At 65.3% G+C, this 21,675-nt stretch carries 20 protein-coding genes, 1 tRNA gene and 1 pseudogene; 14 read left to right on the top strand and 8 right to left on the bottom strand.

Features of this window, described 5'->3' with window-relative positions; all coding sequences use genetic code 11:
- Positions 1 to 29 precede the first annotated feature (29 nt).
- Genes ACWIEX_RS01045 through ACWIEX_RS01035 form a run of 3 tightly spaced genes read left to right on the top strand, consistent with a single transcriptional unit; the run spans position 30 to position 2,816 of the window.
- Complete coding sequence (locus ACWIEX_RS01045) at positions 30 to 1,016, top strand: TRAP transporter substrate-binding protein (RefSeq protein WP_454031304.1); 987 nt, start codon at positions 30 to 32, stop codon at positions 1,014 to 1,016.
- The gene (locus tag ACWIEX_RS01040; protein ID WP_454031303.1) at positions 1,013 to 1,525 is read left to right on the top strand and encodes a TRAP transporter small permease; all 513 of its coding nucleotides are present in this window, start codon (positions 1,013 to 1,015) and stop codon (positions 1,523 to 1,525) included. Before ACWIEX_RS01045 ends, ACWIEX_RS01040 begins: the two co-directional genes overlap by 4 nt.
- A 13-nt stretch (positions 1,526 to 1,538) precedes the next feature.
- Positions 1,539 to 2,816, top strand: a complete 1,278-nt coding sequence (locus ACWIEX_RS01035; protein ID WP_061969006.1) for a TRAP transporter large permease — start codon at positions 1,539 to 1,541, stop codon at positions 2,814 to 2,816.
- A 148-nt stretch (positions 2,817 to 2,964) separates the two neighbouring features.
- Here ACWIEX_RS01035 and ACWIEX_RS01030 read toward each other — a convergent pair whose 3' ends face one another.
- Genes ACWIEX_RS01030 through ACWIEX_RS01015 form a run of 4 tightly spaced genes read right to left on the bottom strand, consistent with a single transcriptional unit; the run spans position 2,965 to position 6,417 of the window.
- Positions 2,965 to 3,792 carry a metal ABC transporter permease gene (locus ACWIEX_RS01030; protein ID WP_454031302.1) on the bottom strand — a complete coding sequence of 276 codons (828 nt, stop codon included), beginning with the start codon at positions 3,790 to 3,792 and terminating at the stop codon, positions 2,965 to 2,967.
- Entirely contained in the window at positions 3,792 to 4,649 is an 858-nt protein-coding gene (gene sitC / locus ACWIEX_RS01025) for an iron/manganese ABC transporter permease subunit SitC (protein ID WP_454031301.1), read from the bottom strand. Before sitC ends, ACWIEX_RS01030 begins: the two co-directional genes overlap by 1 nt.
- Positions 4,646 to 5,551 carry a manganese/iron ABC transporter ATP-binding protein gene (locus ACWIEX_RS01020; RefSeq protein WP_454031300.1) on the bottom strand — a complete coding sequence of 302 codons (906 nt, stop codon included), beginning with the start codon at positions 5,549 to 5,551 and terminating at the stop codon, positions 4,646 to 4,648. Before ACWIEX_RS01020 ends, sitC begins: the two co-directional genes overlap by 4 nt.
- On the bottom strand, positions 5,548 to 6,417 hold the full coding sequence (locus ACWIEX_RS01015) for a metal ABC transporter substrate-binding protein (protein WP_454031299.1): 870 nt from the start codon (positions 6,415 to 6,417) through the stop codon (positions 5,548 to 5,550). The genes ACWIEX_RS01020 and ACWIEX_RS01015 overlap by 4 nt, the downstream gene beginning before the upstream one ends.
- A 339-nt stretch (positions 6,418 to 6,756) precedes the next feature.
- On the opposite strand from ACWIEX_RS01015, the gene ACWIEX_RS01010 reads away from it, so the two are divergent.
- Both ACWIEX_RS01010 and ACWIEX_RS01005 read left to right on the top strand, forming a co-directional pair.
- Positions 6,757 to 6,833: transfer RNA gene (locus tag ACWIEX_RS01010), tRNA-Arg, on the top strand.
- A gap of 116 nt (positions 6,834 to 6,949) precedes the next feature.
- The gene (locus ACWIEX_RS01005; protein ID WP_454031298.1) at positions 6,950 to 7,456 is read left to right on the top strand and encodes a hypothetical protein; all 507 of its coding nucleotides are present in this window, start codon (positions 6,950 to 6,952) and stop codon (positions 7,454 to 7,456) included.
- Here ACWIEX_RS01005 and ACWIEX_RS01000 read toward each other — a convergent pair.
- From ACWIEX_RS01000 to ACWIEX_RS00990, 3 genes and pseudogenes are all read right to left on the bottom strand, one after another.
- Positions 7,453 to 8,620: pseudogene (locus ACWIEX_RS01000) on the bottom strand (IS3 family transposase). The gene ACWIEX_RS01005 and the pseudogene ACWIEX_RS01000 sit on opposite strands and share 4 nt — an antisense overlap.
- A 404-nt stretch (positions 8,621 to 9,024) precedes the next feature.
- Entirely contained in the window at positions 9,025 to 9,354 is a 330-nt protein-coding gene (locus tag ACWIEX_RS00995; RefSeq protein ID WP_282568666.1) for an NIPSNAP family protein, read from the bottom strand.
- Positions 9,355 to 9,427: 73 nt separating this feature from the next.
- Positions 9,428 to 9,946 carry an Lrp/AsnC family transcriptional regulator gene (locus tag ACWIEX_RS00990; RefSeq protein ID WP_454031297.1) on the bottom strand — a complete coding sequence of 173 codons (519 nt, stop codon included), beginning with the start codon at positions 9,944 to 9,946 and terminating at the stop codon, positions 9,428 to 9,430.
- 324 nt (positions 9,947 to 10,270) lie between these two features.
- On the opposite strand from ACWIEX_RS00990, the gene ACWIEX_RS00985 reads away from it, so the two are divergent.
- From ACWIEX_RS00985 to ACWIEX_RS00945, 9 genes are all read left to right on the top strand, one after another.
- Positions 10,271 to 11,188 carry an ABC transporter substrate-binding protein gene (locus ACWIEX_RS00985; protein WP_454031296.1) on the top strand — a complete coding sequence of 306 codons (918 nt, stop codon included), beginning with the start codon at positions 10,271 to 10,273 and terminating at the stop codon, positions 11,186 to 11,188.
- A gap of 69 nt (positions 11,189 to 11,257) precedes the next feature.
- Complete coding sequence (locus ACWIEX_RS00980) at positions 11,258 to 12,334, top strand: ABC transporter ATP-binding protein (RefSeq protein ID WP_454033433.1); 1,077 nt, start codon at positions 11,258 to 11,260, stop codon at positions 12,332 to 12,334.
- The gene (locus ACWIEX_RS00975; RefSeq protein ID WP_454031295.1) at positions 12,312 to 13,193 is read left to right on the top strand and encodes an ABC transporter permease; all 882 of its coding nucleotides are present in this window, start codon (positions 12,312 to 12,314) and stop codon (positions 13,191 to 13,193) included. Before ACWIEX_RS00980 ends, ACWIEX_RS00975 begins: the two co-directional genes overlap by 23 nt.
- Positions 13,193 to 14,038: an ABC transporter permease gene (locus tag ACWIEX_RS00970; protein WP_454031294.1), complete on the top strand. Its 846-nt coding sequence runs from the start codon at positions 13,193 to 13,195 to the stop codon at positions 14,036 to 14,038. Before ACWIEX_RS00975 ends, ACWIEX_RS00970 begins: the two co-directional genes overlap by 1 nt.
- Entirely contained in the window at positions 14,035 to 15,795 is a 1,761-nt protein-coding gene (locus tag ACWIEX_RS00965; RefSeq protein ID WP_454031293.1) for a M28 family peptidase, read from the top strand. The genes ACWIEX_RS00970 and ACWIEX_RS00965 overlap by 4 nt, the downstream gene beginning before the upstream one ends.
- Before the next feature lie 3 nt (positions 15,796 to 15,798).
- Complete coding sequence (locus ACWIEX_RS00960) at positions 15,799 to 16,593, top strand: SDR family NAD(P)-dependent oxidoreductase (protein ID WP_454031292.1); 795 nt, start codon at positions 15,799 to 15,801, stop codon at positions 16,591 to 16,593.
- On the top strand, positions 16,593 to 17,651 hold the full coding sequence (locus ACWIEX_RS00955) for a ketopantoate reductase family protein (protein ID WP_454031291.1): 1,059 nt from the start codon (positions 16,593 to 16,595) through the stop codon (positions 17,649 to 17,651). Before ACWIEX_RS00960 ends, ACWIEX_RS00955 begins: the two co-directional genes overlap by 1 nt.
- On the top strand, positions 17,651 to 17,968 hold the full coding sequence (locus tag ACWIEX_RS00950; RefSeq protein WP_142113864.1) for an NIPSNAP family protein: 318 nt from the start codon (positions 17,651 to 17,653) through the stop codon (positions 17,966 to 17,968). Before ACWIEX_RS00955 ends, ACWIEX_RS00950 begins: the two co-directional genes overlap by 1 nt.
- Position 17,969: 1 nt before the next feature.
- Complete coding sequence (locus ACWIEX_RS00945) at positions 17,970 to 19,820, top strand: gamma-glutamyltransferase family protein (protein ID WP_454031290.1); 1,851 nt, start codon at positions 17,970 to 17,972, stop codon at positions 19,818 to 19,820.
- A gap of 247 nt (positions 19,821 to 20,067) precedes the next feature.
- Here the strand turns inward: ACWIEX_RS00945 and asnB are convergent, their stop codons facing one another.
- Positions 20,068 to 21,597 (bottom strand): asparagine synthase (glutamine-hydrolyzing), encoded by a 1,530-nt coding sequence (gene asnB, locus ACWIEX_RS00940; RefSeq protein WP_454031289.1) that lies wholly within the window; start codon positions 21,595 to 21,597, stop codon positions 20,068 to 20,070.
- Between the last annotated feature and the right edge of the window lie 78 nt (positions 21,598 to 21,675).

The following is a 21,675-nucleotide window of genomic DNA, read 5'->3' as shown; positions in this document are numbered from 1 at the left end:
ACCGAGAGCGAACCCAGAGGGAGACGACCATGCGACTGACATCCATCCTGCGTTCCGCGCTCGTCGGCGCAGCCTGCCTTGCCGGGCTGACATCCGCGCCGGCGCAGCAGCCGAAGGTGCTCAATCTGGCCTTCGTCGGCCGGGTCACGGCGCCCGAAGGCGTCGCCATGACGGCCTTTGCCGAAGAGATCAAGGCGAAGACCAACGGCCGCATCGAAATTCGCCTGCACCCCGGCGGCGCGCTGGGCGGCGATCGCGAGGTGCTGGAAGGACTTCAGCTCGGCACCGTCGATCTCACCGTGCCCTCGACCTCGGTGATCGCGAATTTCGTGCCCGAGGTCCAGGTCTTCGACATCCCCTTCCTGTTCCGCGACTTCGACCACGCCCAGGCGGTTCTCGACGGCCCGATCGGCCAGGAGATCCTGGCCAAATTCAAGGCCAAGGGCCTTCAGGGCCTGGCTTTCGGAGGCATCGGCTTCCGTCAGCTCACCAATAGCCGCCGGCCGGTCAATGGTCCCGAAGACGTCAAGGGGCTGAAGATTCGCACCCAGGAGAACCAGATTCATCTCCAGGTCTGGCGCGCGCTGGGGGCGCTGCCGACGCCGATGGCACTGCCGGAAGTCTTCACGGCCCTGCAGCAGGGCGTGGTCGACGGGCAGGAGAACCCGATCGGCGCGATCCTGAACAACAAGTTCGGGCAGGTGCAGAAATACCTGACGATCACCAACCACGCCTTCACGCCGGTCGGCTTCGTCATGGCGCCCCGCGCCTTCGAGGCGCTGTCTCCCGAGGACCAGAAGCTCTTCCTCGCGGCCGGGCGCCGCGCCATGGCGATCTGCAAGGACGAGGTCGCCAAGGTCGAGAAGACCGGCATCGACGAGTTGCGCAAGCTTGGCCTCGAGGTGGTCGAGAAGGTCGATACCGCCAAGTTCCAGGACCTGCTCAAGCCTGCCTTCGCCGAGCTGGGCAAGCGCTTCGGCGAGGCAACGATCGCGCGCATCAAGGACCAGAAGTGAGCGCGCGGCAATCCAGGGCGGTCGCGCTGCTGCTGGGCGCGGAGCGCATCGTCACCGGCGCCGGCCTCGTGGCCGGCTGCCTGGCGATGGCGCTGGCGGCCTGCGTGGGGCTCTTCCAGGTCCTGACCCGCTTCGTCCTCCAGGAACCCGCGACCTGGTCCGAGCCGCTGATCCGCAGCCTTTTGATCTGGATGGCGTATCTCGGCCTGGCATCGGCGGTGCGGGCCGGATCGCTCGTTTCGGTGGATCTGCTCTACCGCCTCGTCAAAGGACGAAATCGCCGGCTTCTCGAAGCCGCGATCGCGATCGCGACCTTCGCGCTGCTGGCGATCCTGTTCTGGTTCGGCGCCGATCTGGTCTGGCGGGTCCGCTTCCAGAACCTGGCCGGGCTCGAGATTCCGATCAGCTACGCCTATGCCGCGATCCCGACCGGAGCGCTGGTCTCGATGCTGGCCGTGATCGCGCATTTCTTCGATCCGCGCCGCGAAGAACTCGAAACCGCAGTCTGAAAGACGACCTGCCATGACTGCAACGATGCTCGTCACGATGTGCGTGCTGTTCCTGCTCTCGGTGCCGGTGGCCGTGGCCGTCGGCCTCGCGGCGGTCGCGGGACTCGGCCTCTACACCCCGCTGCCGCTGGTGCTGGTGGCGCAACAGGCGTTCGCCTCGCTCGACAAGTTTCCGCTGGCGGCGGTGCCGTTCTTCATCCTCGCCGGCAATCTCATGGGCGAGGGCGGCATTTCGCGACGGCTGGTCGATTTCGCCAAAAGCCTCGTCGGCGGTGTGCAGGGCGGCCTTGCCTGCACCTGCATCCTGACCTGCATGATCTTCGCCGCGGTCTCCGGGTCGAGCGTGGCCACGACCTTCGCCATCGGTGCGATCCTGATCCCGGCGATGGTAAAGCACGGCTATCCGATCTCCTTTGCGGCTTCGCTCCAGGCCAGCGCGGCCGAGCTCGGGGTCATCATCCCGCCTTCGATTCCGATGATCCTCTACGGCGTTGCAGCCGAGGTCTCGATCGGCGAACTCTTCGTGGCCGGCTTCGGCCCCGGCATCCTGATCGCCTGCGCGCTGATGCTCTCGGTCTGGCTGTGGTGCCGCATCCGCGGCTATGGCCGCAACGATCACGAAGGGCGCATGCAGGTGCTGGCGGCAACGCGGGCGGCCGGCCTTGCCCTGATGATGCCGGTGATCATCCTCGGCGGCATCTATGGCGGCGTCTTCACCCCGACCGAAGCCTCGATCGTCGCGGTGTTCTATGCGCTGATCGTCAGCTGCTTCATCTATCGCGAGCTCGATTTCGCGACGGTTATCGCGATCCTGCGCAAATCGGTGGTCTCTTCATCGGTGATCATGCTGATCATCGCGATGGCGGGCCTGTTCAGCTTCCTGCTGACGCGCGCCGGCGTGCCTGCCCAGATCGGCGCCTATATCATCGCGACCTTCGACAGCGGCTGGTCCTTTCTGCTCGCGGTCAATCTCTTCCTGTTCGTGATCGGCATGTTCATCGAAACTTCGGCGGCGATCATCGTGCTGGCACCGATCCTGGCGCCGGTCGCGCTGCGCTTCGGCATCGACCCCGTGCATTTCGGCATGGTCATGGTGGTCAATCTGGCGCTCGGCATGATCACGCCGCCCTTCGGCGTCAACCTGTTCGCGGCCTGCGCGGTTGCCCGGATTTCGCTGGACCGGATGACGAAATCGCTCCTGCCCTTCATCGGCGTCGTCTTCGCCTGCCTGATGCTGATCACCTACATGCCCTGGATTTCGCTCGCCTTGCGGGATTTCGTCTACCGCTGATCTTTTGCCGCGAGCGAGCGGCTGGCTTATCGCGCGCACGGGACGTGGTGTCCGGGAGCGACCAGGGCTCATATCTTTTGGTGTTCGGGAAAAGCACGTCCTGTGCGCGAGCGCTGCTCTCCAAAGCCGGGGCTTAGTGCCGCCAGGGTCATGCCTCGGCGGCTCTCCTGCTCGTATGGAAAAGCGCGAGAACGAAGACGAGCGACAACAGCAGCACGATCGTCGGTGCCGGCGCGCTGTCGAGGAAAAACGACAGATAGACGCCGAGCAGCGAGCCGGCCACGGCGATGACGACCGATGCCAGGAGCATCGAGCTGAAGCGGCGGGTCAAAAGGAACGCGATGGCACCGGGCGCGATCAACATCGCGATGGCGAGAATGATGCCGACGGCCTGCAGCGCGCCGACGATCGTCAGCGAAATCAAGGCCAGCAGGCCGTAATGCAGCAGCTTGACCCGCAGGCCGATCGCCTGCGCCTGCGCCGGATCGAAGGCGTGCAACAGGAAATCCTTCCACTTGATGCCGATCACCGCTGCGGTGAACGCGGCGATCGCCGCAGCACCGGCAATGTCCGCCCCGGAAACGCCGAGCATGTCGCCGAAGAGGATATGGTCGAGATGCACGTCGGACTGGATCTTGACGTAGAGCACGAGGCCGAGCCCGAACATGCCGGAGAAGACGACCCCCATCACTGTGTCCTGCTTGATCCGGCTGTTCTCCTTCAGGAAGCCGGTCGCGGTGGCGCAGATCATGCCGGCGACGAAGGCGCCGATCGCATAGGGAAAGCCGAGGATATAGGCGAGAACCACGCCCGGAAACACGGCATGGCTGATCGCGTCGCCCATCAGCGACCAGCCCTTCAGCACGAGGAAGCAGGACAGGAGCGCCATCGGCACCGCGACGATCGCGGATATGACCAGCGCATTGACCATGAAGTCGAACCGGAGGGGCGACAGCAGCGTTTCGATCACAAGCATCACCCGACCTCCAGCTCGCAGGCGGCGCGGCGGCGGGCGGCCAGCAGGCCATGCTTGGGCGCTAGGAAGAAGGCGGCGAGGAAGACCGTCGTCTGCAGCACGACGATGATGCCGCCGGTGGCACCGTCGAGGAAATAGCTGGCATAGGCGCCGGTGAAGCTCGTCAGCGCGCCGATCGCGACCGCGATCACCAGGAGCCGCGGGAAGCGGTCTGTCAGCAGATAGGCGGTGGCGCCGGGCGTGACGACCATGCAGATCACGAGAAAGGCGCCGACCGTCTGCAGCGCCGCAACCGTCGAGGCCGAGAGCAGGGTGAAGAACATCAGCTTCAACGCCGTCGGGTTGAGGCCGATCGAGCGCGCATGGCTCTCGTCGAAGAAGGTGACCATCAGGTCCTTCCATTTGACGAGCAGGATGACGAGCGAGACGAAGCCGATGGCCGCGAGCTGGATCGTGTCGGCCGGGGTGATGGCAAGCACATTGCCGAGCACGATCGTCTGGATGTTCACCGAGGTCGGCGACAGCGAGACCATGAACAGGCCAAGCCCGAAGAAGCTGGAGAAGATCAGGCCGATGATCGCGTCTTCCTTCAGCCTTGTCCGCTGGTTCAGGAAGAGCATGGCGCCGGCTGCGAGCCCGCCGGAAAAGAAGGCGCCGACCGAGAAGGGCAGCCCCAGCATATAGGCGCCGGCGACGCCGGGCACGATCGCATGCGAGAGCGCGTCGCCGATCAGCGACCAGCCCTTCAGCATCAGATAGCAGGACAGGAAGGCGCAGACGCCGCCGACGAGAGCGGAGACCCACATCGCATTGCGCATGTAGCCATAGGCGAAGGGTTCGAGCAGAACGGCGATCATGGCCGCTCCCCGTCGAGCGTCTCGGCCTCGCGGCTCGATGCCTTGCCTTCGCGCAGGATCAGCGGTCGCTCGTCATCGGTGAAGACGCCGACCGGGGCCTGCCCCTCGCGCCCCGCCCCGCTCAGCACAAAATGACGCAGCACGCCGCCGAAGGCGCGCTGCAGGTTTTCCTGCGTGAAGGTCTCCGCCGTCGGGCCATGGGCCAGCACCGTTCCCTTGATCAGGATGGTCCGATCGCAGAATTCCGGCACGGAGCCGAGATTATGGGTCGAGACCAGCATGACCCGCCCCTCGGCCCGGAGCTCCCGCAACAGGGCGATGATCTGGTCCTCGGTCTTGACGTCCACCCCGGTGAAGGGCTCGTCGAGCAGGATGACCCGGCTGTCCTGGGCGAGCGCACGGGCGAGGAAGACGCGCTTCTTCTGTCCGCCCGAGAGCTCCCCGATCTGACGCTTGCGAAAGGCGCTCATGTCGACGCGCTCGAGCGCCGTGGCGACAGCCTCGTGATCGGCGGCCTTCGCGATGCGCATCATGCCCATATGGCCGTAGCGGCCCATCATCACGACATCCTCGACCAGGACGGGGAAGGTCCAGTCGACCTCCTCGGCCTGCGGCACATAGGCGATGAGGTTGCGGCGCAGCGCCTCGCGCACCGTGATGCCGAGGATGCGGATATCGCCCTTCGCAAGGCGCACGAAACCCATGATCGCCTTGAACAGGGTCGACTTGCCGGAGCCGTTGACGCCGACGAGCGCCGCGATCGTGCCGGTGGGGATGCGGAAGCTCGCATCCCTGAGCGCGGTGTGGCCGTTGCGATAGGTGACCGTCGCGTCGGTCACCGCAATCCCTGAGCCCTCCTCCGCCACCGGCGGAAGCGAGCGGCCGGCGACGGGAGCATTCACCGCGTCAATCCCTTGGCGATCGTGTCGGCAGTGACCTTGAGCAGGTCGATATAGGTCGGGACCGGGCCGTCCGCCTCGCTCAGCGAATCCACATAGAGCACGCCGCCATAGGCCGCGCCGGTCTCGCGCGCGACCTGCTGGGCCGGCTTCTCGGAGATCGTGCTCTCGGAGAAGACCACGGTGATCTTGTGCTTCCGCACGGCGTCGATGACCTTCCGGACCTGCTGCGGCGTGCCCTGTTGGTCGGCATTGATGGGCCAGAGATAGAGTTCCTTCAATCCGAAATCGCGCGCCAGATAGGAGAACGCCCCTTCGCTGGAGACGAGCCAGCGCTTCTCTGCGGGAACGGCGGCAAGCTCCGCCTTGATCGGGTCGACGGCGGCCTTGATCCGGACCTTGTAGGCCTCGGCATTGGCCTTGTAGGCCTCAGCATTCTTCGGATCGTGCTTGGCGAAGGCGTCCCGGATATTGTCGACATAGACCAGCGCGGCCGCAGGCGACATCCAGGCATGCGGGTTCGGCTTGCCCTTGTAAGGGCCTTCGCTGATCCCCATCGGCTCGACGCCCTGCGAGACGACCACGCTGGGAACGTTCCTGAGATTGCGGAAGAATTTCTCGAACCACAATTCGAGATTGAGCCCGTTCCAGAGGATGAGCTGCGCGCCCTGCGCGCGCTGGATGTCGCCCGGCGTCGGCTGGTAGTTATGGATCTCGGCGCCCGGCTTGGTGATCGACTCGATCACGGCGACGTCGCCGGCGACGTTGCGCGCGATATCGGCGATCACCGTGAAGGTCGTGACGGCCTTGAACTTTTCCTGCGCCGCAGCGGGCACGACGCTGCATGCCGTGAAAAAGGCGACGCCCATCAAACCGATGAGAGCTGATCTGCGCGAGCCAACGGCCATCGAGGAACCCTTATTGACAATTAATTGCAACAAACCTTTTCTAAACCGAAGCCGGAACATTTTGCAAGTGCGAGTGATTAGCAATTATAAGCTCGACGGCCGTGCCCTCACGAAAGGCCCCACCGAACCCACATCAGAGCACTGTCGCTGGCGGTTGACTTGTTCATCGCGGCCCCAGCCGCACTCGCGGCGCGCCCGACACGATTCGAACCTGTGAGCTTTGCCTTCGGAGAACTGCGCGCGATCCAAAATCCCGCATTGCCGAAGCGGCGGGGATCGGCTATCCAGCCTGCACGGTTAGCGCCCGTAGCTCAGCTGGATAGAGCGTTGCCCTCCGAAGGCAAAGGTCACACGTTCGAATCGTGTCGGGCGCGCCATAAACTCCCTAAGAAATCAATCACTTAGCCAGAGTCCCGCGAGGGGCTTGCGAGCCGTTGCGGTTTGTTGGCACAATTTTGGCACAGTTGAGATGTGCCAAGGGGTGTCTGGCTAAATGGCGACGATTCGGGAAAAGGGACCTGCTCAGTGGCATGTCCAGGTCCGGCGCAAAGGTTGGCCGACTAAGAGCAAGACCCTCCGCACCAAGAAGGAAGCGGAGATCTGGGCGCGCGACGTTGAGAACTCCAGGGACAGAGGGATCTTCGTCGACCGGAGCCCATCCGAGCGCGAGACGCTGAAGGAGGTCCTCGAGCGGTACATGCACGAAGTCACCGACAAGCGTCGTGGAAAGGCTTCCCGGGACGCCGAACGCGCCCGCATCGAGCGGTTCGTCAGGGACGAACCTGACCTCTGCGCGCATGCGATGGCTCACCTCAAGCCGGAGCATTTCGAAGAGTATCGCGATCGGCGCCTCACCGAGACGGTGCAGCGCGGCAAGCCCGGTGGCCGGGGGCAGTACAAGATCGTCGAGTTCGTTCAGAAGCTCAGGAAGGATGGCACGCCGAGGAAGAACGCGGCTAAGCCGATTGGCCTGCTGCCGGTTTCGTGGACGCTCAGTTAAGCTAACCCGACCTTCTTTTCGAACTCGACCGGGCTGATGTAGCCGATGGTCGAGTGCCTGCGAACAGCATTGTAGAAGCGCTCGATGTAATCGAACACCTCGGCACGAGCATCGTCACGTGTCCGGTACACCCTGCCTCTGACCCGCTCGGTCTTCAGCGATGAGAAGAAGCTCTCCATCGCGGCGTTGTCCCAGACATTGCCAGAGCGGCTCATCGAGCAGGTGACGCCGTTGTCGGCCATGAGCTTCTGGAACTGCTCGCTGGCATACTGGCTGCCCTGGTCCGAATGGTGCGGCAAGGTATCCGGCTTTCCTCTGCGCCAGATCGCCATCATCAGTGCATCGATCACGAGCCCGGCGGTCATTTCGGGCTTCATCGACCAGCCCACCACACGGCGGGAGAAGAGGTCGATGACGGCGGCAACGTACAGCCAACCCTCTGCGGTCCAAATATAGGTGAGCCGAAGGCCCGCGAAGCGAATTCGGCGATCCAGCGCTGGTTCGGACGCTCGGCATGGAACTCCCGGCCGAGCCTATTCGGCGCGATGGCCGATCGCTGGCCACCGTCCTTGGGCAGGCTGCGCCGACGCGGCCTGGCACGCAAAGCCTGGCCACGCATCAGCTTCTCGATGCGATGCAGGCCGCAATCGATGCCTACCGCCAGCACGTCCCGCCAGACACGCCTGGCACCATAGGTCCGATCCGAACCAAGGAAGCTTGCCCGGACCCTGTTGCCGATCTCCTCGTCGTCGCGTGCTCGACGGCTCGGTGGTCGGTTGAGCCAGGCATGGAAGCCCGAGCGCGACACATCCAGCGCTTCGCAAAGCCATGCCACCGGCCAGATCCCCCAATGCTTCGCAATGAACGTGAACCTCATGTCACGTCCTTCGCGAAGTAGGCTGCGGCCTTTTTTAGGATATCGCGCTCCGTCTTGAGCTTGGCCACCTCGCGCCGCAGCTTCTCGATCTCAAGCTGCTCCGGCTTCATCTGGCCGTGGCCGGGAAAGGCTTGCGCTGGATCGGCAGAAAAGAGCTTCACCCATTTGCGCAACTGGTTCTCATGGACATTCAGGTCCCGAGACGCCTGCGCCACACTCACTCCGCGATCCTTGATCAGGCGAACCGCCTCGATCTTGAACTCACGCCCAAACCGTCGTCGCCGCATACGCCACCGCCGGTTTCATGAAACACCCAATCTCGGTGTCCACGAAACCGGCAGCAGGCCAGACCTCGCAAAACGCTCGGATGGAAAACACCGAGCGAGCGGCTCGATCAATTCCTCGCTCAGCAGTATGATGTCCGTGTTACGATGACCGGTTGAATCCGCCTTGCGAACCTAGATTCGGATGGTGCACGAGGCTGCCGCGATGAACGGGGCGTCGCTCGTGCAGGGCCTCCTCCAGAGCACCGAGCACGAAGCTCGCATTGGCCATCCGCGGCACCTTGCGCACGCCATGGACCTGGAAGTTCTCGTCAAAACCCGTTGGCTTTGTATGCGACGCGGTGCGATTGACAACCGGGCAGGGCGGCCTTCAACGCCCGTCGGATCCAGCAATTCAACCCAAACGACTACGAGATTTGCCCGTCTTTCGCGGCGTCCCGCGCGCAGCCTGTATCAACCGAACGGAAGAGCTGCGTGGATTTGCTCTGGATGAGCGGATGCAGATCGCGGCTCATCTCCTTGAACGCATCGTCGGCGTAGAGCGCCTTGCGGCGTGTGTCGCGCTCCTGCCAATCGGCATAGCCGAAGATCTGAACGACCTGTTCGATGGGGCCGGTCTCGGAGGTGTAGAAGCCGATGCAGGCGCCAAGGTGCTTCGCTTGCAGGGCAAAGCCGATGCGCTCGAACGCCGCGAGATAGGTCGCCATCGTGCCCGAACGGAAGGTGTAGGTCCGCATTTCGACGATCATGATCTGGAAGACTCCATGTGGGGAGGCGTGAATTGACAGCAGCCGATGCTGGTCGAGAACGCTATTCGGGGTCGTCGAGCGCGCCGGTTGGCTGAAAGCCGGCCTCCTGCTCCAGGCCGAACCAGACTTCCCAGGACCAGGAGCTCTTCAGGGTCTCGACCTGCGGAAAGATCTCGACCGACGTTATGTGAGGGAGCTGCCGCGGCATCTCGTTGCGGACGAAGTCATGCAGCGAGTGCGTCGTCGTATGCAAGGTCTGTAGGATGATGTCCGCCCCGCCGAAGGTGATCGTGACGAAGCGCACCGAAGGGAACTCGGAGAGGCGGCGTGCATACTCGTCGACATGCGCCGGCGGAACCTTCAGCAGAATATGCGCGACGACGTCGAAGCCAAGCGCGATGAAGTTACCCACCGCCGCGATGTGGATCAGGCCTGAATCGGTCAGCCGGCTGACGCGCTGGCGCACGGTCGCTTCGGAAATGCCGAGATCGCGCCCGATCTCCCGATAGGGTTGGCGCCCATTCTTGGAGAGGGCCGAGATGATGGCCTTGTCGAGCCCGTCGAGCTTGATGCCGTTCAATGCGTCCCCCATAGATGCCTACGCAATGATCAAATCAATGCCTATCAAAATGACGCGATGCGATAAAAAATGCAATTTGTTTCCTTGACTGCGTATTTTTACGAGCATAGCAATATCGCATTGCGTATCACGAGATCCGCCAATGCGTCATGTCGCGAGGCGGGCAAAAGGGGAGCGGAGACGATCATGGTATTCAAGACCTTGATGCTTGCGACGAGTCTGGCGGCTGCGACGATCTCGGGTGCCTCCTCTCAAAGCGAAAGAAACGCAAAGGTTTCCTTCTTCATGTTCGCCGGATCCGGCTCTGATATCGTGCCAAAGGAGGTGATCGCTGATTATCTTAAGGCCAATCCGAAGGTTTCGATCGACATCATCGAGACGACTAACGCCATCATCTATCCGAAGATGGTAACGGCGCGGCGCACGACGCCAGACCATCCGCTGGTCCATTGCGGTTTCTTCAACGCTGACACGGTCAACCGCGGCGATGACGACGACATGTGGGAGCCGCTGAACCAGGCGAGCATCCCCAATATGGCGAACACGCTGGAGGCCTATGCCCGCCCCGACGGGCGCGGCGTGCCCTATCAGGCGATGGGCATCGGCCTGCTCTACAACAAGCGCGTCCTCAAGGAGCCGCCGACCTCCTGGAACGTGCTCTGGAGCCCGGAATATCGCGGCAAGGTCGTCACTTTCGACAATGACCTGCGGCTGATCGCGCTTGCGGCCAAACTCAACGGCGGCAGCGAGAAGGACCCGAATGCCGGCTTCAAGATCCTGTCGGAGAACGCCAAGAACTTCCGCGCCCTGGTCGACTCGAATGATGCGCTGAAGAACCTCGTCGTCAGCGGCGACGCGCCGGTCGCGCCGTGGTTCTCGTCGGTCGCGGATATCTGGATCAAGGAAGGCGCGCCGGTCGGCTTCGCCGTGCCCAAGGAAGGCGCCATCGCCTTCCCGATCTACATGGCGATCGCCAAGGGCGTCACGCCGGCGCAACGCGCCGTCTGCGAGGACCTGCTCAACGAATTGCTGAAGCCTGATCGGGCTGGGCGCTACGGCCTCGTCACCTCCTCGATCCCGCTGGTTAAGAACGCCATCCTGTCGAAGGAGCAGGCCGAGAATCCGGTCCTGAACCCGGCCATCGCGACCAACGCCATCCAGATCGACTTCGCCCATGTCGCCTCGGTCGCCGCCGATTGGCGTGATCGCTGGGCGCGCGAGGTCAAGCTCAAGATGCGTTGAGGCCTGTGCGCGCCGTCACCGGCGCGCTTCGATCCTGGGTACCCGCGGGAGTTCCGTCACGTGTCGAATATGGTCGAGATCATCGGTGTCACCAAGCGTTTCGGCGCCAACCGGGCGGTGGACGACATTTCGTTCGGGATCGGGAGCGGCGAGTTCTTCTCGCTGCTCGGTCCGTCGGGCTGCGGAAAGTCGACCACTCTGCGCATGCTGAGCGGCTTCGAACAGCCCGACGCCGGAAGCATCCGGATCGCCGGGCAGGACATGACGAGCGTCCCGCCCTATCAGCGCCCCACGAATATCGTATTCCAGCGCTGGGCTCTGTTCCCGCATATGACGGTCGCGGCCAATGTCGCCTTCGGGCTGGAGGCCGAGCGGCGGCCGGCCGCCGAGATTCGCCAGCGCGTCGGCGAGGTGCTGGAGCTCGTCGGCCTGGGGCGTTTCGCCGAACGCAAGCCGGGACAGCTTTCGGGCGGGCAGATGCAGCGCGTCGCGCTGGCCCGTGCGCTGGTGAAGCGGCCGAAGGTGCTCCTGCTCGACGAGCCGCTCAGCGCGCTTGATCTCAAACTCCGCCACCAGATGCAGATCGAGCTCAAGCGCATCCAGCAGGATGTCGGCACCACCTTCATCTTCGTCACTCATGACCAGGGCGAGGCGCTGGCGATGTCGGATCGCGTCGCGGTGATGAATGGCGGCCGGGTCGAGCAGATCGCCTCGCCGCAGGAACTCTACGACGCGCCCTCCACCAGCTTCGTGGCCAATTTCATCGGCCATTCCAACATGCTGCCGGTCACGGTCGAGCGCGTCGAAGCCGGGCATGCGGTCGCGCGGCTCGAAGGGGCTGCCTTGCGCATCGCGGCAGGACCGACGAAGCCGGGGCCGGCCACGCTGGTGATCCGTTTCGAGCGGGTCCGCATCGAGGCCGCCGCAGCCGTCACGTCACCTCAACCGGGCCCGGCGACACTGACCGGCACGGTGCGCCAGATGATCTTCGGCGGCTCGACCGTCCAATATGTCGTCGGACTCGACGCCGGATCGCTCGACATCACCGCCGAGCATCCCCACGCCCCGGGCGTCCCGGTCTTCGAGAAGGGGACGGCGGTCGCCCTGAGCTGGAGGGAGAACGATGCCCGCCTCTTCGCTCATTGAAGGCGCGCGCACGCGCTCGCGGGTCAAGTGGCCGGCCTGGGTGCTGCTGTCGCCGATCCTGCTCCTGGTCATCGCCGCCTTCGTCCTGCCGGTCGGCCTCTTCCTGCAATACACCTTCTACCGCTTTCGCAGCGGGCGGCTCGAGGAGGTCTTCACCCTCGACACCTATTGGCGGTTCCTGACCGACGAACTTTATCTCATCACCATCTACGACACGCTGAAGCTCGCGATCCTGTCGACGCTCCTGTGCGTCGCGATCAGCTACCCCCTCGCCTATGCGATGTGGCGCACCCGCAGCGCGAAGCTGCAGAAGCTCATCGCCCTGATCGTTTTCGCGCCGGTCCTCGTCAGCGTCGTCGTCCGCAGCTATGGCTGGACGGTGCTGCTGGCCGATCAGGGGCCGGTCAACTACCTGCTCATGAAGCTCGGCTTGACGACGGAGCCGATCTCGCTGGTCTACAACATGACGGGCACGGTGATCAGCCTCGCCCATGTCTTCCTGCCTTTCGTCGTCTTTCCGATCCTGGCCTCGATGCTCCGGCTCGACCCGACGCTGCGGGAGGCTGCCGAGGATCTCGGCGCCGGCTGGTGGACGATCTTCCGGCGCATCACGCTGCCGCTGACGCTCCCGGGCGCGATCGCCGGCGCCCAGATCTGCTTCACCCTGGCGCTCGGCTCCTTCGTCACGCCGGCGATCCTCGGCGGAGGCCGGGTGCTCGTCCTGCCGATCCAGATCTACACCGCGACGAGCGACATCAACTGGCCGGTGGCCGCCGTCGGCGGGCTCTGCCTGCTCGTCATGGCCTTCATCGCGGTGGTCCTGTTCGGCCGCCTGTCCAAGTACAGCGAGACGGCGTGATGGCATCCAGCTCCACAGAAGCGCGCACCGCGCCGGCCTGGCGCCATCTTGCGCTGATCCTGTTCACGGTGCTCGCCATCGGCTTCATCGTCGCACCGCTGGCGATCGTCGTGCTGACCTCGTTCTCGGCCCAGAGCTACGCGGTCTTCCCGCCGGAAGGCTATTCGCTGCGCTGGTACGTCAACCTCGCCGGGCAATCGACATTCTACGTCGCAGCCTTGCGCAGCCTGCTGCTCGGCCTGATCGCGACCGCGGCCTCGCTCGTCATCGGGACGATGGCGGCCTATGCGCTCGTCCGCTACCGGCCGCGCGGCCATGCCGTCCTCAAGGCTTTCTTCCTGTCGCCCGTCGTCCTGCCGAAGATGGTGCTCGGCGTGGCGGTCTTCATGCTGGTCATCAAGCTCGGCCTGTCCGGCAGCTATTTCAATCTCGTCGCGACGCACACACTGATCTGCGTGCCCTTCGTCATCGCGATCGTCTCGGCCGCGCTCGTCAATTTCGACTGGACGCTGCAGGAGGCGGCGCTCGACCTGGGCTGGCGGCCGCTGCCGACCTTCCTGAAGGTGGTGCTGCCCGAAATCTCGGTGAGCATGTTCATCGCGGGGCTGCTCGTCTTCGTGACCTCCTTCGATCAGGTCGAGACCACGATGTTCCTGATGCGGCCGGGCGAGAGCACGCTGCCGATCGAGATGTTCCTCTATCTCCAGCGCTGGCAGGACCCCACCATCGCGGCCCTGTCCTCGGTGCTGATCGCCTTCGCCACGCTGCTGCTCGTCCTCGCGAGTTTCGTCCTGCGCCGGCGCAAGCTGACCGCTCTTCCCGTTGCCGCGGAGCCTCATCCATGACCGACGATCAACTTCACGCTCTGGCCGCGCGTGTCGAGGGGCCGCGGCTGATGCAGCATCTCGCCGCTTTCGCGCGCTGGACCAAGCATGCCGGCACGCCCAGCGAACTTGAAAGCCTCGGCTATATCCGCGCCGAGCTCGACAACTACGGCTACGCCACCGAGCTCATCCTGCACGACGCCTATATCAGCCTGCCCGGGAAAGCCGCGCTCCGGATCGGCGGAGAAACCCTGCCGGCGATCACGCAATCCTTCTCGCGTGCCTCCGCGGCGGAGGGGCTCGCGGGCCTGGTCGTCCCGATCGGCTCGGGAAGCGTCGCGGATTTCGCCGCGTGGGATCTGCGCGGTAAGATCGTGCTCGTCGAGGGCATCGCGACCCCGGCGGTGACGCAGCGCGCAAGCCGGGCCGGCGCGATCGGACAGATTCACCTCAGCCCGAGCCTGCACGCGCATGAGATGTGCATTTCGCCGGTCTGGGGCAGCCCGACCGACGAGACGCTGGGCGAGTTACCTGCCACCGTCGTCATCACCCTTGCCAAGGCGGAGGGCGAGCGCCTGAAGCAGGCCCTGGCCAGGCAGCCGGACATCGTCGTCACGCTTCAGGCCGAGGTCGATACCCGCTGGTGGCCGACGCCGATCCTGGTCGCCTCGCTCGACCACGACGAGGCAGGTCCCGACGACCCGTTCGTGATGTTGTCCGGCCACCACGACACTTGGTACTATGGCGTCATGGACAATGGCGGCGCCAACGCCACCATGATCGAGGTCGCGCGCCTCTGCGCGCAGGAGCGGCACCGCCTCCGGCGCGGGCTCAGGATCTTCTTCTGGTCCGGCCATTCCCAGGGCCGCTATTCGAGCTCGACTTGGTATGCTGATACGCATTGGGACGAGCTGGCTCGGCGCGCGGTCGCGCATGTGAACATCGACTCGACCTGCGCCCGCGGCAACACGGTGCTGACCGATGTCCAGGCCGCGGCGGAACTGGTGCCGCTCGGCCGCAAGGTCATCCGGGCCGAGGACGGCCAGGAGTTGTTCGGGCATCGAATCACCCGCGCCGGCGACCAGTCCTTCTGGGGCATCGGCATTCCCGCGATGTTCTCCAATCTCGGAGAGCAGCCGGCCGATGGAGCCGCGCCTGCGGCCTCCTTCTTGTTCGGCGGCCCCAACAAGCAGGGCGCCGGCACCGGCTGGTGGTGGCACACGCCGGAAGACACGCTCGACAAGATGGACGAGACCATCGCCGTTCGCGATACGCGCGTCTATCTCCATGCCGTGGCTGCGCTGCTGACCGCGAAACTGCTGCCTATCGACTATGCCGCCCACGCCGACCATCTGCTGGCGCTTCTGAACCGGCACGGCGTCGCACTGGGCCAGCGCTTCGATCTTGCGCCCTTGCGCGCACAGGCGACCAGGCTGAGAGCCCTTGCCACCGCCCTTGCCGGGCTCGATGGCGAGCGGCTCGACGATGCGGCCGCAGGGCGGGTTAACGCTGCGATCATGGCGGCGTCGCGGGCTCTGGTGCCGATGGACTACACCAATGGCGACCGCTTCGACCACGACCCGGCGCTGGCCCAGCCGGCCTATCCTTCGCTGGCAGCGCTCGACCGCCTCGCAGCCACCACAGCCGGTTCCGATGCCGAAAGATTCACGCTCGGAGCCGCCAGGCGCGGCGTCAATCGCGTGATGCATGCGCTGCGGAGCGCCAATGCCGCCTTGGCGGCCTGTCTCGCGGAACTGGGCGTGAAAGCGGAGATCTGAACGATGCGCCTACAGGGACACAATGTCTTCGTCACCGGGGCGGCAGGGCTGCTTGGCCGTGCCATCGTCGCCGATCTGCGGCGCGAGGGAGCCGCCGTCGTCGCAGCTGATCTCGATGCGGCGGGTCTTGCCCGGCTTGCCGGGACCGTTGGAACGGGCGGCCCGGCCTTCGCGACCGTGACAGGGGACGTGACCGACGAGGCCGAGGTCGAGCGCATAGTCGCCGAGGCCGAAAAACGGACGGGCCCAAGCGACGTGCTCGTCAATTGCGCCGGAAAATATCTCAACCGCCCGGTCGTCGAGATGACGGTCGACGAATGGGATCGCGCGATGGCGCTCAACATGCGCAGCACCATGCTGATGTGCCGGACCTTCGGGCGGCGCTGGATCGCGCAGCATATCCGCGGCGCCGTCGTCAACATCTCGTCGGGCGCCGGCACCTCGGCCCGGGCCGGGAGCGCTCACTACGCAGCCGCAAAGGCTGGGGTGAACATGCTCACCCAGGTTCTCGCCATCGAGTTCGGGCGCGAGGGCATCAGGGTCAACGGCGTCGCGCCGGGCGTCGTCCTGGACAAGGTCGTCACCAAGGAAAGCCCGGAGCAGCACCCCTATATCAATCTGAGCCTGCGCGGCATTCCGCTCGGCCGCACCGGCCGGCCCGAGGACATCGCCCGGGCCGTGAGCTTCCTCGCCAGCGATGCGGCGGAATGGATCAACGGCGTCACCATGGAGGTCAATGGCGGCTCCCATTGCGGACGCACCCATGTGCCTCTCACCTTCGACGCGGATTTCCGGTGATGACAATGCCTGCAGCGTCCGATTCCGTGCTGATCGTCGGCGGTGGCGCCATTGGCGGCACGCTTGCCGCAAGCCTCGCCGGGGCGGGCATCGCCGTCACGGTCTGCGATGCCAACGCCGCCCATGTCGCCGCGATCAATCGCGACGGGTTGGCGGTCGCCGGCATACGGCCTGCCCATGTGCGGGTCGCGGGGCGCGTGCCCGAGCAGCTGGAAGGCCGCTTCAAGCGCGCGTTCCTCGCCGTCAAGGCCAAGGATAACGGGACGGCATCGGCGTTCCTCCGCGCTCACCTCGCCGACGACGGCTGGGTCGCCGTGCTCCAGAACGGGCTCGGCATGGTCGAGGCCGCGCGCGCGATCGGCGGCGACCGGGCGATCGGAGCGGTCATCGCCATCGGCGCGCATTATCGGGCTCCCGGCGATCTCGCCCTGCTCGGCTATGGCGAAACCCATGTCGGGGAATTGGACGGCCCGAACCGCGCGCGGACGCGCGAGGCGGCGGCGCTGCTCGACCATCTGCAACCGGCCGAACTGACCGACAACATCCTCGGCCATGGCTGGGGCAAGCTCGTGCTGGCGGCGATCTACTCGGCCACTGCCCTGGCCGATGCGGATGTCGCGCGCCTCTACGAAGATCCCGCGGCCTGCGCGACACTGGCAGCCGTGGGGCGCGAGGTCGTCGAGACGGCCCTCGCCGAGGGCGTGACGCTCGAACCGGCCGACGGGCTGGCCCCTCTCCGGCTGCGTGACCCGGCAAGCCTGCGCTTCGGCTCCGACGATGTCTGGGCCGGGCAGCGCGCCGCCTGGCAGCGCTATGTGAATACGCGCACCGGCATCTGGCGCGACCTTGCCGAGTTGCATCGCCGGACCGAGGTCTCGGCGATGCTGGGGCTGGTCGTCGACGTAGCCAAACGCCACGGCCTCGCGACGCCGCAGCTCGAAGCGCTGCTCCGGCTCATCGCGGATGCCGAGACCGGGAAGGCCGCTCTCGGCCCCGCGACCTTCGCCAGGCTGATGCAGGCTGAAAACCCCACCGTTCTCTCTCGGCAGAGCGCCTGATGATCTACGAATTGCGCCACTATATCGCCGCCAGCGGGAAAGCCGACGCGCTGGCCCGGCGCTTCGCCGACCACGTCTTCCCCTTGCTGGCCAAGCACGGCCTTCGGCTGGTGGATTATTGGGAAACGGCGGATGCTGACCGCGAGATCTGGTACGTCATGGCCTGGGACGATGAAGACGCGATGGCGGACGGCTGGGCCCGGTTCCGCGCCGATCCTGCATGGGCGGCCGCCAAGGCCGCGACCGAAACCGACGGCCCCCTCTCCGGCACGACGCGGTCGATCGTCCTGAAACGCCCGGACTATTACCGCCCCTGACATGGTTGCCATCTATTCCAACGGTCCTTTCACGACCCGCCCCGAGATCCGCGGCACCTTCGGCTGTGCCGCAGCGACGCATTGGCTGGCGGCCGCCACGGCGATGCGGATTCTGGAACGAGGCGGCAACGCCTTCGACGCCGCAGCCGCCGCGGGCTTTGCCCTGCAAGTCGTCGAGCCACATCTGAACGGCCCGGCCGGCGAAGTGCCGATCCTGCTTTACGATGCGCGCCGGGGCGAGGCCGAAGGTATCTGCGGGCAGGGCGTTTCGCCCGGCGCTGCGACGCCGGAGCGCTTCCGGGAACTGGGGCTGGATATGATCCCCGGCACGGGCCACCTCGCCGCCTGCGTGCCCGGTGCTTTCAGTGCCTGGCTGCTACTGCTGCGCAACCACGGAACGCTGCGGCTTGAGGACATCCTCGAACCGGCGATCGAGCTGGCACGCGACGGGTATCCCCTGACCTTGCGGACGGCGCGGACGATCGAATCCATGCGGGAGCTGTTCGAGACGGAATGGCAGGATTCCGCCGCCGTCTATTTCCCTGGCGGAAACGCCCCGCAGGCGGGAGAGCTCTTCCGAAACCCGGCGCTGGCGGCAACCTATCAACGGATCGTCGGCGAAAGCGCCGGCGGGACCCGCGAGGCCGAGATCGATCGCGCCGAGACGCTCTGGTACGAGGGCTTCGTCGCCGAGGCGATCGACCGTGCGGGCCGCATGCCGGTGCTGGATTCCTCGGGCAGGCGCCATGCCAGCCTGCTGACCAGCGATGACATGGCGCGCTGGCGCGCCAGCTATGATGCGCCTGTCGGCCGGGACTATCACGGCGTGACCGTCCTCAAATGCGGAGCCTGGACGCAGGGGCCGGCCTTCCTGCAATGGCTCGCCTTGCTGGAAGGCTTCCCGATCGGCGATCTCGATCCGCTGGGCGATGAATTCGTCCATCTCGTCACCGAGACCGGCAAGCTCGCGATGGCCGATCGCGATGCCTGGCTGGGAGACGATGCGGCGCCGCTCGACGCCCTGCTTGCGCCGGACTATGTCGCGCAGCGCCGCCGCCTTGTGGGAGCGTCGAGCTCGCCCGAATTCCGTCCGGGTGCGCCGGGAGGACGCGAACCGATTACGCCGCCCTACGGCTTGGCACGCTCCAGCCATGCGATCGGCGCGGGAGAACCGACTTTCCAATCCGCGATCGAGGAGCCAGGGCCGGCCCGGCCCGGCTCCGCCGAGGCAGCCCTGGCAGCGCATATCGAGCGGCGCGAGGGCGATACCTGCCATATCTGCGTCACCGACCGCTTCGGCAACATGGTCGCGGCCACGCCGTCGGGCGGCTGGTTCCAGGCCAGCCCCGTCATTCCGGAGCTCGGCTTCGGGCTGTCGACCCGGACGCAGATGTTCTGGCTGACACCCGGCCTGCCATCCTCTCTCCTGCCCGGGAAACGCCCGCGCACCACCTTGACGCCGACCCTCGTCCTGCGTGACGGACTGCCCTTCCTCGGCTTCGGCACGCCGGGCGGCGACCAGCAGGAGCAATGGTCGATCGCCTTCCTGCTCCGAGTGCTGCATCACGGCTACGGGCTGCAACAGGCGATCGACGCCCCGGCCTTCCACAGCAACCACCTGATCGCCTCGTTCTGGCCGCGGGATTTCAAGCCGCGCTCGCTCTCGATCGAAGGCCGCTTCGCGCCGGCGACGATCGACGCCCTTCGGCGGAGAGGGCACGATCTGACGGTGACGGACGACTGGTCACTGGGGCGCCTCTGTGCAGTCGGCCGGGAGCGATCCGGCACGGTCGATATCCTGCGGGCAGCCGCCAATCCGCGCGGCACGCAGGATTTCGCGATCGGGCGCTGATCCGAACCGCGAGGCATCTCCCATTCGCAGTGATCGCAATGCGGGAGTCGGGCCGCTCCTCGGCAAGGAAATCCAGAAAGCGGACGAGCAAACGTCCGAAAGGGGCCACAAACGCCCGCCGCACGGCCGGGTGAAATGCGCCAGTTCCTGATGTTCAACAAGCGCCTCAAAGCGGACCTTCACCCTCGGCCGAGGGCCAATAGTAACCTGCACCGGCATAAGCTCCCGTCGAAAATGCTTGCTGGCTTCAGGCCGCCACTCGATTGGCGTTCCACTGTCCGGCCTGGCTCAGGATCATGTCCGGATCATCGAAGCGCTCCCGAAGAGTCTCACGGTACAGCGCCTCTTCTCGCAGGCGCGTGACCGCCCCTTCGCCTCCGATGAGGAGCCGCAGCGCCTGCTGCAGGGCTTCGACCGTCCCCGACCCCTCATCGAACTGCGCCTTCTTGCGCCAGACGAGATCCGCCGGAAGCAGATCGGCGCAGGCCTTCCGCAGCAGCCATTTCTCGGTGGTGGCCCCGGTCGTTTCCTGCGCGTTCGGGTCTGTACGGCGTAGCTTCAATTCCGCCGGTGCAGACTGTGCGAAGGCGATCAGGTCCCGATCGAGGAACGGCGTGCGCGCCTCCAACGACTCCGCCATGGTCATCCGGTCAACGCGCTGAAGATTGATGTTGTGCATCGCCCCCAGGCTACGCGTCAGCTCGTCAGCGAGGGCACGCGGATCGTCCACATAGCCATGGTGATAGGCATAGCCTGCGAAAAGCTCGTCCGCTCCCTCGCCGGTCAAGACCGCCTTGACATGGCGTCGTGCCAGTCGGGCTGCAAAAAGCGTGGGTACGGCGCTGCGCACGAGATCCGCATCGGCGCTTTCGAGGTGGTAAATGACATGTGAAAGGTTCTCGGCAATGTCCTGGGCCGAGAAGCTGTATTCGTGATGATCGGAGCCGATATGGTCGGCGACGCGCCTGGCAGCGCGCAGATCGGATGAGCCGGCAGTCCCCACGGCGAAGGTCTTCAACGGAGCCTGCCCGGCTGCCAGCCTGACCTTCTGTGCGATCGCGGCGATGACCGAGCTGTCGAGCCCACCGGACAGGAAGGAGCCGACCTCGACATCGGCGACCATCCACTTCGCGACCGCCTCCTCCAGCGTGAGGCGCAACTCGCCGGCAATCGACCCGATGTCCAATCCCGGCTCGGCCACCGCCGCTCCGGACGGCACGCGGTACCAGTGCCTCAAGCCGTTGGCGCTGTCGAACAGCGCGCCGGGCGGAAGCGCGGCGATGTCGTCGAAGCCGAGCCCGTCGAACGCCTTCAGCTCCGAAGCAAAAGCCAGCCCCTTCCCGCGCCGCGCCATGTAGAGCGGCTTGATGCCCAGCGGGTCTCGCGCCGCGACGATCCGATCCGGCGTCGCGAGCACGAAGGCGAACATGCCGTCTAGGCGGTTGACCCAGCGCTGCGCCCCGCTGCGGAATAGGTGAAGAATAGTCTCGCTATCGCTCGTCGTCCGAAAGTTATCCGGATCCAGAATCGCCCTGAGGTCGTCGTGATTGTAGATCTCCCCATTCGCGACAAGTATCTCTGAATCAACGGCAATAGGTTGAACGCCGTCTTCGGCACCGATGATCGCCAGCCGGCAATGCCCCATCGCAAGCGGCGCCCCCGCTGGCCGGGCGACCTGCGTCGCATCCGGGCCCCGATGGCCGAGGCGCGAGAGCATCGTCTCGATCAGGCTCCCGCCCACGTCATCGACCTTCCAAAGACACACAAAACCACACATGGACCGTCTCGTTCTTCTCTCACTGTTTGGTGAATTGCGCCGGGCGAAGGGCAGCGTCGAAATGATATATTTTTAAGA

This window comes from Allobosea sp. NPDC055353 (assembly GCF_053644975.1).
This window is presented reverse-complemented; position numbering and strand designations above follow the sequence as displayed.

Excerpts from the sequence above, each read along its gene's own strand:
- ACWIEX_RS00965 (WP_454031293.1), top strand. The coding sequence starts at position 14,035 with ATGACCGACGATCAACTTCACGCTCTGGCCGCGCGTGTCGAGGGGCCG.
- ACWIEX_RS01015 (WP_454031299.1), bottom strand. The coding sequence starts at position 6,417 with ATGGGCGTCGCCTTTTTCACGGCATGCAGCGTCGTGCCCGCTGCGGCG.
- ACWIEX_RS01005 (WP_454031298.1), top strand. The coding sequence starts at position 6,950 with ATGGCGACGATTCGGGAAAAGGGACCTGCTCAGTGGCATGTCCAGGTC.
- ACWIEX_RS01045 (WP_454031304.1), top strand. The coding sequence starts at position 30 with ATGCGACTGACATCCATCCTGCGTTCCGCGCTCGTCGGCGCAGCCTGC.
- ACWIEX_RS00970 (WP_454031294.1), top strand. The coding sequence starts at position 13,193 with ATGGCATCCAGCTCCACAGAAGCGCGCACCGCGCCGGCCTGGCGCCAT.
- asnB (WP_454031289.1), bottom strand. The coding sequence starts at position 21,597 with ATGTGTGGTTTTGTGTGTCTTTGGAAGGTCGATGACGTGGGCGGGAGC.
- ACWIEX_RS00960 (WP_454031292.1), top strand. The coding sequence starts at position 15,799 with ATGCGCCTACAGGGACACAATGTCTTCGTCACCGGGGCGGCAGGGCTG.
- ACWIEX_RS00975 (WP_454031295.1), top strand. The coding sequence starts at position 12,312 with ATGCCCGCCTCTTCGCTCATTGAAGGCGCGCGCACGCGCTCGCGGGTC.
- ACWIEX_RS00945 (WP_454031290.1), top strand. The coding sequence starts at position 17,970 with ATGGTTGCCATCTATTCCAACGGTCCTTTCACGACCCGCCCCGAGATC.
- ACWIEX_RS00980 (WP_454033433.1), top strand. The coding sequence starts at position 11,258 with ATGGTCGAGATCATCGGTGTCACCAAGCGTTTCGGCGCCAACCGGGCG.
- ACWIEX_RS00995 (WP_282568666.1), bottom strand. The coding sequence starts at position 9,354 with ATGCGGACCTACACCTTCCGTTCGGGCACGATGGCGACCTATCTCGCG.
- ACWIEX_RS00950 (WP_142113864.1), top strand. The coding sequence starts at position 17,651 with ATGATCTACGAATTGCGCCACTATATCGCCGCCAGCGGGAAAGCCGAC.
- ACWIEX_RS00955 (WP_454031291.1), top strand. The coding sequence starts at position 16,593 with ATGACAATGCCTGCAGCGTCCGATTCCGTGCTGATCGTCGGCGGTGGC.
- ACWIEX_RS01030 (WP_454031302.1), bottom strand. The coding sequence starts at position 3,792 with ATGCTTGTGATCGAAACGCTGCTGTCGCCCCTCCGGTTCGACTTCATG.
- ACWIEX_RS01035 (WP_061969006.1), top strand. The coding sequence starts at position 1,539 with ATGACTGCAACGATGCTCGTCACGATGTGCGTGCTGTTCCTGCTCTCG.
- sitC (WP_454031301.1), bottom strand. The coding sequence starts at position 4,649 with ATGATCGCCGTTCTGCTCGAACCCTTCGCCTATGGCTACATGCGCAAT.